The organism is Metaclostridioides mangenotii (assembly GCF_018917235.1).
Lineage (GTDB): Bacteria > Bacillota > Clostridia > Peptostreptococcales > Peptostreptococcaceae > Metaclostridioides.
In genome coordinates, this window is record NZ_JAHLOF010000004.1 from 1 (window position 1) to 14985 (window position 14985).

The following is a 14985-nucleotide window of genomic DNA, read 5'->3' on the forward strand; positions in this document are numbered from 1 at the left end:
TAAGATTTCCCACCGCAAGGTTAAGATCCCAGGAAGACTACCTGGTTGATAGGTCAAAGGTGGAAGTGCAGCAATGTATGGAGCTTATTGATACTAATAGATCGAGGACTTGACCTGATTTTTAGATGACTTACTAAAATATATGTGTAGTTTTTAGAGTACTAACTCTAAATTTAAGATTATGTGGTTACAATAGCAGAGAGGATACACCTGTTCCCATTCCGAACACAGAAGTTAAGCTCTCTTGCGCTGATGGTACTTGGTGGGAAACTGCCTGGGAGAGTAGGACGTAGCCGCGTAATCTTTTTTAGTTTTTGTTTTTATGTGTGGAGGGGTTAATGATTGAATTTAGAACGTATATGATGACGAAATTAGTTCTTGTAGGCTGGCTAAGAAACCGCGCCAGACAACTACAATCACTAACATCGCCCTCATATCCATTCTAAATGCAATCATTAACCCTTCATTAGATTAAGAACTAAAACCTAAAGACTTCTTACGCTAAAGCAATATATAGGAAAGATCAAAACCTTAATTAATATAAAGAGATTAGTTCTTGTAGGTTGGCTAAGAAACCGCGCCAGACAACTACAATCACAAACATCGTCATCATATCCATTCAAAATGCAATCATTAACCCTTCATTAGATTAAGAACTAAAACCTAAAGACTTCTTACACTAAAGCTGTGTTTTGGGGAAAGTGAAAGTCATCAAACGTATATGATGACGAAATTAGTTCATGTAGGCTGGCTAAGAAACCGCGCCAGACAGCTACAATCACTAACATCACCCTCATATCCATTCGAAATGCAAACATTAACCCTTCATTAGATTAAGAACTAAAACCTAAAGACTCTTACACTAAAGCTGTGTTTTGTGGAAAGTGAAAGTCATCAAACGTATATGATGACGAAATTAGTTCATGTAGGTTGGCTATGGAACCGCGCCAGACAGCTAAAATCACTAACATCGCCCTCATATCCTAATGAAGTAATTAGTTCATGTAGGTTGGCTATCGAACCACGCCAGACATCTACAATCACTAACATTGTCCTTATATCCATTCGAAATGCATTCATTAACCCTTTATTTTAATCAAGAACTAAATTCTAAGAATTTCCTAAGCTAAAGTTAATCATTTTCTAATTTTGAATCTTCATTTACTTTGACCTATTTAGACTAGCAACCTCATGTTATAATTAGTAGTATAATAATTAGTGAGGTGAAAAATGAACTACTTACATAATAAAGAAATTAATGGTGAGCAATTACAAAAATATATTGATTTAGTAACTAGGGAGAACTTAAGATCAAGTAAAGTTATGTTTTTAGTTCCTAGATCAGATCTTGTATATAATTATAAAAATCAATTAAATTTTGATTACAGTGAAGAATTAAATATTACTACATATTTAGGATTTATTAAAAAAGAAATTGTTAAATATTGGCCTTTAATACTTGAAAAATGCTCATATATAAAAAAGAAGTGCGTATCTCCCACTTTTATTTCAAATAACCTTAGCGAGTATTTATTGGTATCTAAAGTTGATGAAAAGAGAAATCTAGAAGGTTATTTTTCAGATATCACGGCTACTAGTAGATCGATTGCTAGGAGCATTAAGCTAAACATAGAAAAGGCATCTTATAATCTTATAGATTTAAAGAGTATTGGTGAGAAAGTTTATTCTTCTAAAAAAAATAAAGGTTCCATGGAGAGATTTTCTTTTAGTCAGATGGATGAGATTATAGATTATTATATAACTGTTTTATTATCTAATTCTATACTGGATAATGCTTTGAGTGTATATTTATATAACAATTATCTTTTAAATGACTCTACTTATTTAATTAAATTAAAAGAGATTGCTGATTATTTAGTAGTAGATAGTTTGGAAACGTGTACTAATGCAGAAGTTGATTTTATTGAATTGATTTCAATATATACTAAGGAAATACATATATTTTTTAATAAAAAGAAGGATTATTCAGTTTTTAATAATGTTGATTTAAAATATATTACTGACAAATTGAGATCTAGTAAATTGAATAACGTAAATTCAAACAACATAAATTCAGCGAAATTCGTCAAAAGGATTAGCTTAGATGACATATGTTCCTTAGATCTAGATATGTATATAGATGATACAAGTCAACTTTATAATCAGATGATAGATACTATTGCCAAAAAGATAGAAGTACTTATCAATGAAGGTTATAATACAAAAGATATAGTATTAATTTCACCTATTAACAATACAGTTCTCGATATGAGATTAACTTCAATACTTAATAAAATATCATTAAAAGTTGAAAATACTAAATTAGATAGAAAGATAACTGATTACCCATATGCAAATGCTTTACTCGTAGCTGCTTGTTTACTATATAATAAATACGATTATATAAATGATGAGGAGTATATTAACTTTATTGAGGTTGTTCTAAATGTAAATCCAATCGTTGCTAGAGATATTTTTAATAACCGCTATATGATAGAAAATAGTGATAGACTATATGATAGTGACAGTTTTGATGAAGACAAAGAATACAAAAATTTTAGAGATTATGAAAAAGTTTTTAAATATATAGTAGAAAAAAGAAACGATGATATTGAAATTTATGAGTTTTTAATTAAATTTTATATAGATAATATGTTGCAGCTTAAGTACGGCAAAGAAAATGTAAAAGTGTGTAAGCAGATTGTTCATGAGAGTAAAATATTTACAGATAATATTGATATGTTAGGAATAACAGGTGATAAGAGTAAGGAAGAGATATTTATTGAGGCATTTAAGTTGACAACTTACGATTATTACTCAATAATGGATTTAAATGATATAAAAGATGGAGAAAATATACTTTTGACTACTCCGTATACGTATATTTCTGCTAATATTAATAGACCAGTACAATTATGGATAGATATCGGTAGTAATCTATGGAGTATGAAGATTGAAAAAGAAATAAGTAATTTGGTTGTACTTCGTAAGTCATTTTCAGACAATCAAGTATACACAAAAGAAATGGAAGAAGACTACAAAAAATACTATTTGTACAACACTATTTACAACATACTTAGTTCGGCAAAGAGTGTGTATGCATTTAAAAGTGAGTATTCTGTTAATGGATTTGTACAAGAGAGTAATTTGTATGGCATTTTTATGAAGATACAAAGTGGAAAGGAGGCTAATCTTGAATAATATAAATTATAGAGAAGATCAACTTCCAATAATAAATTATGAGTCTGGTACTATGGCGGTGCCAGCGGTTCCCGGAGCAGGCAAAACTTTTATTGTTACAAATTTGGTGGCTAAACTACTATTAGAAGGTAAGAATGAAGGTAAAAAAATACTTGTACTAACTTATATGAATAGTGCGGTAAATAACTTTAAAGGCCGAATTAAAAAATTACTTGAAGAAGAAAATATAAATGAAATGAATTCTTATGAAGTTATGACTATACATAGTCTTGCAATAAAAATAATCAGAGAAAATCCTGAAGCTATTATGCTGAATGACGATTTTAATATTGCTGACGACTTACAAAAAAATATAATTCTAACGGAGTGTATAAGTAATTTTAGAGCAAATGGTGGAGAAAGTAATTTCAGCTGGTTCATTAAAGACCAAAAAGATCTTGAATGGAGACAAAGAACATTAGATTCCTGGCAGGAAGGTTTTTTTGATATTGTAGTAAATGCAATAAGTCAGTTAAAGTACAGAGAAATAACACCTGAAGTACTTGGTAATTTGGTTTATAGTAGAGAAGTAGAATTTCTAAAGGTTATATATCCAATATACAGGCAATACGATAAAAAACTAAAGCAAAGCGGTTTACTAGACTATGATGATATTCTTATACTTGCAAATAAGGCACTTCTAAATGATGAAGGCTTGAGAGCAAAGTTTGAAAACAGATATAAATATATATTTGAAGATGAATGTCAGGATTCGAACGAAATACAGGGTAAAATAATAAGACAGATATCAGAGAGAAACAATAATTTGGTTAGAGTTGGGGATGTAAATCAGAGTATAACAGGAACATTTTCTTCTTCAGATCCGAAGTTTTTTAAACAATTTATGAAAGAAGCGGATATGTGCTATAAAATGAACATGTCAGGTAGAAGTTCAAAAGATGTTCTTGATTTGGCAAATAGATTAACAGAGTATGTTATAAGTGAGTTTAAACAAGAAGAATGTAGGGACGCACTTGAATATATGGATATAAAAACAGTACCTGAAGGAAAGGGGTATAAATCAAACCCTTCACCAGATAATTACAATATCAACGTTAAGTTTTACAAAACTTGGAAGGAAGAAATTGAAAATACGGTAAGATACGTGAAGGGTATTAACAAGAAATATCCCACTAAAAGTATCGGAGTTTTAGTTCCTTTTAATAGTCAAGTAACACAAATCGGAGAAGTTATGTCCGAAAATAAAATTGAGTTTGAAGAGCTTGGGCCTAATTCTGCTAAGAAGAGAAAAGTGATCAATAAAGTAGCTGCGGTAATTAGTTTTTTACTAAGCAGTAACGATTTAGATAAACTCTTAGATGCAATACAAAAAATTTATCTAGATGCTTACTCTGATGAAACTAAAGAAATGTTAATAAATTACATTAAAAACAAGAATTTCAGTGTAGAAGAACTCCTTTATATCAATGTTTTCGATAAATTATCTACTTTAGATTTAGATGAAAATCTAATGAACTTGCCTGAAGGTAGCAGTATTTTTGATAAATTTAAAGATGGCTTATTAAAATTAAGAAGTATGTTAGAGTACCCTAGAACCAGGCTAGATCTTCTAATAATTTTTATAGGTGATAAGATGGATTTGAGTCTAGAGGATGCTGCTATAGTTGATTACATCTCTTTTTATGCTAAATATTTATCAACTGAAGATATACATTTTGATTTAAATAATTTATACAGTATCTTAGTAGACCCTAAAAACAGAGTTTTTTCGCACATAATAGATGTAGTTTATGAAATCAACGGTTATGAGCCTGAGCCAGGAAGTATAACTATTTGTAATTATCATAAATCGAAAGGTCTAGAGTGGGATTGTGTGTTTTTATTAGGACTTACCGAATTCAATTTTCCAGACAATATAAATCAAAAATTTCAGGGCGAAAAGTGGTATTTAAAAGAAAAATATAAAAATCCTGTAGCAGTTATAAAGTCTGAAGTCGATGAAATATGTGGTAAAAAATATTATGGCGATTATATATATGAAGAAAAAATAAACTTAATAGAAGAGAAAATTAGACTTCTGTACGTTGGAATTACTAGAGCAAAAGAGATGTTAGTTTTGTCTAGTAGCGTTTATAGAAATGAAAGTGATATAGGTAGAAAAAATAGAGAGCAAGCCCCTTGCGATTACTTAAAAGAATTAGGGAAGTATATAATTTCCAAAAGAAAAGAGTAAAAAAAAGTATGTGAATTTTTAGTAGAGATGAATAATATAATATCTAAATTTTAAGGGATGATATAATGAATAAAAGATTAGAAAATTTTAATTACAGTCAAAACTCAATAAATACTTATAAATCATGTCCTGTAAAGTTTAAGTATAAGTATATTGATAAAATAAATTGGATGAAAGATGATATTGAAAGTAGAGGCTATTACGATAGTTTAAAAAAAGGCCTTGACTTTCATTTATTATGTGAGAGGTATTTCAACTCTATACCAGTAGGAATTGATCAAATTAATAATGATGATAAAAATAAATTTACAAAATGGTTAGATAAAATTAAACACGATATTCCTATAGTAGAAAATAAAAAATATTTAACGGAGTATGAGATTAGCCTTAATTTGAACGGAAACCATATAAAGGCAAAATACGATCTTATTGTACTTGGAAATAACTCTATTGAAATTTGGGACTGGAAAACAGAAGCAAGAAAAATTAACTTTAAAAACGTTGAAAGTAGGGTACAAACAATAGTATATTTGTTTTTAGCAAAAGAGGTTATACCAAGGCTTTTCAATATAGAAGTTGATTATGAAAATATTAAAATGATTTATTATCAACCTGAATTTGAAAATACAAAAATAAGTATATCATACAGTGAAGAGAAACATAAATTGTTTAGAACTTTTATTGAACACTATGTAGATATAATTAAAAGAACAGATTTCGACGATGGTAAATTTATAGAAAGTGAAGTATACAAAAATAATTCAATAGATCAAAGTTTAAAGATAAATGCGGAAGTAGTGGAAGATGATAATATACAAAAAACAGAAGAAATAGTGTATAATAATATAGAACATATGTGCTGCAATGATTTATCAATTAATAATGAAGAAATGTTAGACAATATAAAATTAACAAAGAATAAAAAACATTGTAATTACTGTGAATTCAATAAATTGTGCAATAATTTAGATGTGGATTTTGATATTTTGGAGAGTGAGGTTTATGGCACTTAGATTTATTTTAGGACGTGGTGGGGCAGGTAAATCTTCATATATACTTGAGAACATAAAAAATCAAGTAAAGTCTAATGAAAAGACCCCAATTTTAATTATTGTTCCTGAGCAATATACATTTGAAATAGAAAAAAGAGTAAGTGAAATGTATTTAGGAGTGGAAAAGGATAAATATCTTAGAACTAGAGTACTTAGCTTTAATACATTGAGTAAAATTATTTTTTCTCAGGTTGGTGGGCTTGCTGATGTAAATATAAATTCTAGCGGAAAAGCCATGATCACTTACAAGGCAGTTGAAAGTGTATCAGAAGAGTTAAAAGTTTTTTCTAAATCATTTACTCAACCTGGATTTATAACATCTATAACAGACACTATATCTGAACTAAAACAGTATAATTTGTCATATGATAAATTAAATGAGATATCTGATAGATTAGACAATGAGATGTTAAGTATGAAACTTAAGGATATAAGCATGATATACGAATCATTTGATAAAAGCTTACACGAAAAATATGTTGATTCACAAGATATATTAGATTCTTTAACAAAAAAAATTTCTTTATCAAACTATTTAGATGGTGCTGTTGTTTACATAGATGAATTTACTGGGTTTACACCAAAACAATACAATATTATTAAGGAAATTACAAATAAAGCAAGAGAAGTAAATTTGTCTCTTACCATCGATAGTGTAGACGATATTAATTTTAGAAAAATGGATGTATTTTCTAGAACAAAATATACATACAATAAAATAATGAAGATGTGTAAAGATGAAGGTATTAAAGTTCTTAATCCTGTAAATCTAAATGAAGAACAAATCAGGAGATTTAATGGAAATAAAGAATTGATCCATTTAGAGAAAAACTACAGCTTTTATCCATATAAAGTATACAATGACAAAACAAATAATATAGAAATAAGAGAATTTAACAATCTATATCAAGAAATAGAAGAAATTGCTAAAGACATAACCCTGTTAGCTAGAGATAAAGGTGTGAGGTATAAAAATATTACTGTAGCAACAAGAGACTTAAATCGATATAATTTTTTAGTACAATCTATTTTTAGTGAGTATGAGATACCATATTTTATAGATGAAAAAAGAGAAGCTAAGAGCAACCCAATTATTGTACTTATTATCTCAATTTTAGAGATGAAGAGTAAAGGGTATAGATATGATACTATGTTTAGATATTTAAAGAGTGGTCTTTTAGGATTTTGCGATGATGATATAAGTTTAATCGAAAATTACGTACTTGCCAATGGTATTAAAGGTAAAAAGTGGTTTGAAGAAAAGTGGAATTATCGTATTAGTCAGAACTATTCGAATGCTGAGAGCGAGTATGAAATTAATCTAAAATTAAGAATTAATGAAATAAAAGATAGAATCATAAAGCCGATTTCAAAATTTAATAATAAATTAAAAAGGAGAAACAAAGTATCAGAAATATGTAAATATATATATGAGTTTTTATTAGATATAGAACTTCCGGAAACTCTTGAAAACTTAATAACAGAATTTAAGTTATACGGTGATTTAGATAGAGCTAATCAGTATTCTCAGATTTGGGATATCGTAATAGATATGTTAGACCAAATGGTAGAACTTCTTGGAAATGAATATATATCCTTAGATAGATTTACTAAGCTTTTAAATTTGGGTTTTGAAGAAAATGAGCTCGGTCTTGTTCCTCCAAGTATTGATCAGGTACTGGTTAGTAGCGTTGACAGAATGAAAAATCCGGATACAAGATATTTGTATTTAGTTGGTACTACTGATGGAGTATTTCCAATGATAGCTAAAGACGATGGATTGCTAAATGATAAAGATAGATATTTACTTGAAGAAAAGGGAATTGAAGTGGATATAGACAGTAAAACTAAAACTTATGAAGAGCAGTTTTTGATATATAAAGCTATTACATCAAGTAAAGAAAATTTAATAGTAACTTATCCAATATCAGATCATGAGGGTAAGACATTAAGACCATCATCAATAATCTCAAGATTAAAGAAAATATTTCCTAATATAAAATATACAAGCAATTTGGTAAATATACCTGATAACACGGATGAAAGTATTTTGCACAAAATTACAGCTAAAAAACCGACATATAATGATATGATAAATGCCTTTAAATATTACGATGTAAATGATTATAACAAAGAAGAATTAAATAGTATTTGGTTAGATGTATATAGTTATTTTTTAAAAGACAATCAGTATGAAACAATAACTAATAACCTAATAAAAGGTCTTAGGTATACAAATCGTCTAAATAGAATTGAAGAAAAGAAGATAAAAAAGCTTTATCAAAGCAATTTGCTAAGTGTATCTAGGTTGGAAAAGTATTCTGAATGCCCATTTTCGTATTTTATTCAATACGGTCTAAAGGCTAATGAAAGAAGAGAGTACGATTTCACCCCTCCTGATCTTGGAATATTTGTCCACAATATTCTTGAAATATTTTCAAAAGAATTATCCAAAGATAGATTAAGTTGGAGGGAAATTGATGATCGCTATATTCATGAAAAAGTGTCAATTATTGTAGATGAGATGGTGAAAGTAATACCCGGATATATATTAAACAGTTCAGCTAGATATAAATACTTAGCTTTTAGGCTAAAGAAGATGGTAACAAATGCAATAAATATTATAAGTCATCACATTAAAAATGGTTCATTTGAACCATCTGACTACGAAGTACAATTTGGTTTGGATAGCAAATATCCACCTATAAAAATAGTCTTAGAAAATGGTGAAGAAATTAACCTAATAGGTCAAATAGATAGAATAGATGAATTAGAAAAAGGGGATGAAAAGTATATTAGGATAATAGATTATAAGTCTGGGACAAAGTCTATGAGTTTAACAGATGTTTACTACGGGCTTCAGCTCCAACTTATGGTGTATTTAGATGCAATATTAGAGAGCAAAAATTCGAATGATTGTAATTTGAAACCTGCAGCAATAATGTACTTTAAGATAGACGATCCAATAGCTAGTTTTAATGAAAATAAGGATGATGCAGAGATTAAAGATGCTATTCTAAAAGAACTTCGAATGAAGGGCCTTCTTATAAAAGACAGTGATGTAATAAAAGAAATGGATAAAAATTTACAGGGAGAAGGTAGAAAAACATCCCTCATCGTGCCAGTTTCAGTTAATAAGGATGGTAATTTGAGCAAGGGAACTTCATTAATAGGTTATGAAGAATTCGATGTAATTAGGGCATATGTAAAAAACACTATAGTAGAAATTTGTGAAAATCTGATGGGTGGAAATATAGATATATCGCCTTACAAACATAACAATTCTACGTCTTGTGATTTTTGTAAGTTTTCTGCAATCTGTCAATTTGATACTACTCTAAAAGACAATAAATATAAAATAATAAATAAAAAATCTAATGAAGAGATTATTCAAATGATGAAAGGAGATATTGAAAGATGAGTTCTCCTAAATGGACAAATGAGCAACAAGAAGTGATTAATAGTAGAAATTCTGATCTATTGGTTTCAGCTGCAGCTGGATCGGGAAAGACAGCTGTTTTAGTTGAGAGAATAATTCAAATGATAACATCTCAAGCAGATCCTATTGACATTGATAAGTTATTGGTGGTTACATTTACGAATGCAGCGGCTTCAGAGATGAGAGAGAGAATTGGAGATGCAATAACTAAAGAGCTTGATAAAGATCCAGAAAATAAATCTTTACAAAATCAAATACTATTATTAAACAAAGCTAGTATAACTACGATACACTCTTTTTGCTTAGATGTAATAAAATCTAATTTTCATACAATAGAGCTTGATCCAAACTTTAGAATTGGAGATCAGACTGAATGTGCACTTCTTAAGAAAGAAGCAATAGAAGAGGTTTTTGATGAGTTGTATGAAGAAAATAACCAAGGGTTTTTAAATTTGGTGGAGAGTTATGCAGAAAGAGGCGGTGATAAATCTATACAAGATACGCTGCTACAAATACATTCATTTGCAATGACTACACCAGATCCAATAAGGTGGCTTAATGATTCAGCAGAAAGGTTTAATGTAAATGAAAACTTTGATTTTTCTGATTCTATATGGGCTAAATATCTCCTAGAATTTGTTGAGTTAGAGCTTGGAGGAATTGTTGAAGAATTAAGTGAAGCCATCATTAACGTTGAGGGTATAGAAGAATTAGAAACTTTTACAGAAAAATTGAAGATTGAATATAAAAAAATTCAAAAGGTACTAAATAGTTGTAAAGTATCATGGAGTGAAGTTTATAAAGAGCTGTCTTCATTTGAATTTGAAAATTACGTAAAAGGTGTAAAGAAAATACCAAAAGATACTCCAGAGTATATCAAAATATACAAGGATAGATCGAAATCTACAAGAGATAAAGCAAAGAAATCTATAGAAGAAATAGTTAAGTCTTCTTTTAATAAAGATAGCGAATCAATATATTATGAGTTAAATATACTTTATAAACTTATGAAACCAATTTCAGACATGGTACTTATGTTTGATACAAAATATTCTGAGAAAAAGAGAGAGAAGTCTATAATAGATTTTAACGATATTGAACATTTCGCTCTTAAAATTTTAACAGACAGGGATGAAAATGGGAATATAATCCCATCTGATATAGCATTGAAATATCAAGAAACATTTTATGAAATATTTATAGATGAGTATCAAGATAGTAATTTGGTACAAGAAGTTCTACTTAAGTCTGTATCTAAAACTGATTGTCCCAACAGATTTATGGTAGGGGATGTTAAGCAAAGTATTTACAGGTTTAGACAAGCTAGACCGGAATTATTTTTAAATAAATACAATAACTACAGCATTGAAAAGGGAAGTTCTCATAGAAAAATAATGCTTTATAAAAACTTCAGAAGTAGAGAAGAAGTTATAAATTCAATTAACTATATATTTGAAAATATAATGAGCAAAAATATAGGAGAAATAGCTTATACAGAAGAAGAAAGGCTAAATTTAGGGGCCAATTTTAAATTAAATGTCGATGACAAAACTGCTGTAGGTGGTTCGACAGAAGTTCATTTAATAGAAAAAAATAATAATTTAAAAGTAAGTTCTAATAATTATTATAATTCTGATGATGACTATTCTAGTGAGAGTGATGATGATGAATATGAAGAACTAGACAATATTCAAATTGAAGCGAGAATGGTAGGTAAAATTATAAAGAATATAATAAAGCCAAATATTGATTCTAAAGTTCAAAAGGTTTATGACAAAAACTTGGATGATTACAGGCCAGTTGAGTATAAGGATATAGTAATATTATTGCGTGCTACCTCTTCATGGGCTCCAGTATTTGCAGAAGAGCTTATGAATATGGATATACCGACCTTTGCAGATATAGGTGTTGGTTATTTTGACACTATTGAGATAAAAACCGTAATATCTTTACTAAAAGTAATTGATAATCCAATTCAAGATATACCTTTAATTGCAGTGTTAAAATCTCCTATCTTTGGCTTTACACCAGAGGATTTAGTTAATGTAAGAGTTGTTAATAGACAAGGAAGTTTTTATGAAGCACTTAAGAGTGTATCCAAATTTGATATTGAATTTGAGAAAGGATTTCAAAATCATAAGGTAGATATACCATTCGATTTTGAAAAAGAGGAATTTTTAGAGACCGTATATAAGTGTGTAAATTTTTTAAGTAAACTTGAGGAGTACAAAGTAAAATCGACATATATGAGTACATATGAGTTTTTATGGTATGTATATAACGATTCTGGATACTATGCTTATATTGGCGCTATGCCGGGGGGAACTCAAAGACAGGCAAATCTAAGAACTCTGTTTGAAAGAGCAAAACAATTTGAGGAAACAAGTTACAAGGGGATATTCAACTTTATAAATTTTGTAGACAAACTTAAAAAGTCAAGTGGAGATATGGGAAGTGCAAAGACGTTAGGTGAAAATGCAAATGTTGTTAGAATTATGAGTATACATAAAAGTAAAGGTCTTGAGTTTCCTGTTGTCATATGTTCGGCTCTTGGCAAGAATTTCAATATGATGGATTTTAGAAAAAATATACTTTATCATCAAGAATTGGGATATGGGCCTCAATTTGTGGATTTTGATAGAAGAATATCATTCCCTAGTATCGCTAAAGAAACCTTAAAGAAGAAGATGCTAATAGAAAATTTGTCAGAAGAGATGAGGGTACTATATGTTGCACTAACAAGAGCAAAGGAAAAATTGATTCTTACTGGTTCAATAAAGAGTTTAGATAAGAATTTAGATAAATGGGCATCAAATATAAATAGATATGGAAAAGTTTCAGAGTATGAGATATTTAAAGGAAAAAACTATCTAGATTGGATAATGCCTGTTGTAATCAAACATAAGGACTCGTCAGATCTAAGAGAAAATTTAGATATAGATATTTATGTTGACAATGACGAATCAAGCTGGACTACAAGATTATGGAATAGAGAAGATATAAGCATTAATTCTGTAGAGAAAGAAGATAAAAATAGCTTAGAAGAAATATTAGAGAGTATAAATTTAGAAGGATACAATAGTGAGTACGGAAAATGTATTGAAGAATCGTTAAATTGCCGTTATTCTTATATATTATCAACTATTAAACCATCGAGTATTTCTGTTACTGATATAAAAAAAATTCAGGAGAGCTATGATGAGGATTTGTCGGATAATTTATTCAGTCAGAAAAAACATGAAGTCAGTCTAAAAAAACCTCTATTTATACAAAATAATGAGGTAAATAAAAGTATAAGTCCTTCAGAAAGAGGAACTATAGTTCATATGTTTATGCAAGTTGTAGATCTTAATAAAATTGAAACAATAGATAGTATAAAAGTTCAAATAGATAATCTTATAAATAAAAATATCATAACAGAAAATCAGGCATCAGTTATAAATCCATTTAGGGTTTACAAGTTTTTCAAAAGTGATATAGGATCTAGAATGCTTAAATCAGAACTTATAAATAGAGAAAAGGTAATATACTCTAGAGTTAGTATGAAAGATGTATATTTTAAGGATGATGAAATAATAAATGACAATTTGAATATATACGACAATGAGACTCTTATGTTGAGAGGTGTTGTTGATGTTTATTTTGAAGAAGATGGTGAAATTGTTCTAATAGATTATAAAACTGACTTTGTAAATGAAGAAAATGTGGATGAAGTTATTAATAAATACAGAAAACAATTAGAACTTTATGCTATAGCATTAAGTGAACTAACTGGAAAGAAAGTGAAAGAGAAGTGGATATACTTGTTTGGTTTAGAGAAAGGTATTTTATACAAATAGTATTCCTAGGAGGAGTAATAAATGAGATTTATACACACATCAGATTGGCATTTGGGTAAAACTTTAGAAGGCCACTCTCGTATAGAAGAGCAAGAGAAATTTTGTGAGGATTTTATAAAGTTAGTAGAGGAAAAAAACATAGATTTAGTGATAATAGCGGGAGATATTTATGATACTTACAATCCACCAGCTCAAGCGGAAAGACTGTTTTATAAAACAGTATCTAAACTTGCTGACAATGGACGAAGATGTGTATTTATTATATCTGGAAATCACGATAATCCAGAGAGACTATCTGCTGCAATTCCATTAGCGCATGATCAAGGAATAATAATATTAGGAAAGCCGAACAGCTCAACCAATAAAAGAAAATACGAGAAGTTCGAAATAACTGAAGCTAAAGAAGGATGTACAAAATTAAATATATCTGGAGAACAGGTAGTAATAGTATCTCTTCCCTATCCAAGTGAAAAGAGATTAAACGAGGTCATAAAAGATAATGAGAGTGAAGAAAAGAGACAAATTTCCTATTCAAAGAAAGTTGGAGAAATTTTTACAGAGTTAGAACAAAACTTTGGAGATGATACAGTGAATATTGCCGTATCACATATTTTTGTAGTTGGTGGAGAAAGTTCTGACTCTGAAAGGCCAATACAACTTGGGGGTAGTTTACTTGTTGATAAAAGAGATTTGCCTGAGAAGGCAGATTATATAGCACTTGGTCATCTACATAAACCACAAAAAGCTTCTGAGTACTATAATGCATATTACTCAGGTTCACCATTACAATACAGTAAGGATGAGAGAGCATATGCTAAAGGTGCTAATATTGTCGATGTAAAGGCTGGAAAAGAACCAGTTATAGAAAAAGTATATTTTAATAATTATAAACCTATAGAAGTTTTTAAATGCAATGGAATAGATGAAGCAATTAGAATATGTGAAGATAATAGAGATAGAGATATGTGGTCTTTTTTTGAGATAACAACTGATGAAGTTATTGCGCAGTCAGATCTTAAAACAATGAAAGAGTTCTTAAAAGATATAATAGAGATAAAACCAATTATAAATACAATAGTAACCAATGAAGAGATAGACTTAAAAGAAAAATCCATGGGCGAACTTTTTAAAGAATTTTATGTGTTTAGCAAGGGAGTAGAGCCAAAGGGAGAGTTGATGGATTTATTCTTAGACATAATTAATGAAGAAGGTGAAATCTAA

Annotated in this window: 6 protein-coding genes and 2 rRNA genes; all 8 read left to right on the forward strand. The window is 29.1% G+C overall.

The genetic code is table 11. The features are described from left to right. Positions 1 to 117: ribosomal RNA gene (locus tag KQI18_RS07180) — 23S ribosomal RNA — on the forward strand; the annotation flags it as partial. Positions 118 to 182: 65 nt separating this feature from the next. Continuing rightward, positions 183 to 299 (forward strand): 5S ribosomal RNA (rrf, locus tag KQI18_RS07185). A gap of 931 nt (positions 300 to 1230) precedes the next feature. Continuing rightward, a complete protein-coding gene (locus KQI18_RS07190) occupies positions 1231 to 3201 on the forward strand; it encodes a hypothetical protein (RefSeq protein WP_216467113.1) in 1971 nt (656 codons plus the stop codon). Next, positions 3194 to 5434, forward strand: a complete 2241-nt coding sequence (locus KQI18_RS07195; protein ID WP_216467114.1) for an ATP-dependent helicase — start codon at positions 3194 to 3196, stop codon at positions 5432 to 5434. Before KQI18_RS07190 ends, KQI18_RS07195 begins: the two co-directional genes overlap by 8 nt. A gap of 65 nt (positions 5435 to 5499) precedes the next feature. Next, a complete protein-coding gene (locus KQI18_RS07200) occupies positions 5500 to 6447 on the forward strand; it encodes a PD-(D/E)XK nuclease family protein (RefSeq protein ID WP_216467115.1) in 948 nt (315 codons plus the stop codon). Next, the gene (gene addB / locus KQI18_RS07205; RefSeq protein ID WP_216467116.1) at positions 6437 to 9907 is read left to right on the forward strand and encodes a helicase-exonuclease AddAB subunit AddB; all 3471 of its coding nucleotides are present in this window, start codon (positions 6437 to 6439) and stop codon (positions 9905 to 9907) included. Before KQI18_RS07200 ends, addB begins: the two co-directional genes overlap by 11 nt. Further along, a complete protein-coding gene (gene addA, locus KQI18_RS07210; RefSeq protein WP_216467117.1) occupies positions 9904 to 13764 on the forward strand; it encodes a helicase-exonuclease AddAB subunit AddA in 3861 nt (1286 codons plus the stop codon). Before addB ends, addA begins: the two co-directional genes overlap by 4 nt. Before the next feature lie 21 nt (positions 13765 to 13785). Next, entirely contained in the window at positions 13786 to 14985 is a 1200-nt protein-coding gene (locus KQI18_RS07215) for a metallophosphoesterase family protein (protein WP_216467118.1), read from the forward strand.

Coding starts and splice junctions, on each gene's coding strand:
- KQI18_RS07200 (WP_216467115.1), top strand. CDS start 5,500: ATGAATAAAAGATTAGAAAATTTTAATTACAGTCAAAACTCAATAAAT.
- addB (WP_216467116.1), top strand. CDS start 6,437: ATGGCACTTAGATTTATTTTAGGACGTGGTGGGGCAGGTAAATCTTCA.
- addA (WP_216467117.1), top strand. CDS start 9,904: ATGAGTTCTCCTAAATGGACAAATGAGCAACAAGAAGTGATTAATAGT.
- KQI18_RS07190 (WP_216467113.1), top strand. CDS start 1,231: ATGAACTACTTACATAATAAAGAAATTAATGGTGAGCAATTACAAAAA.
- KQI18_RS07215 (WP_216467118.1), top strand. CDS start 13,786: ATGAGATTTATACACACATCAGATTGGCATTTGGGTAAAACTTTAGAA.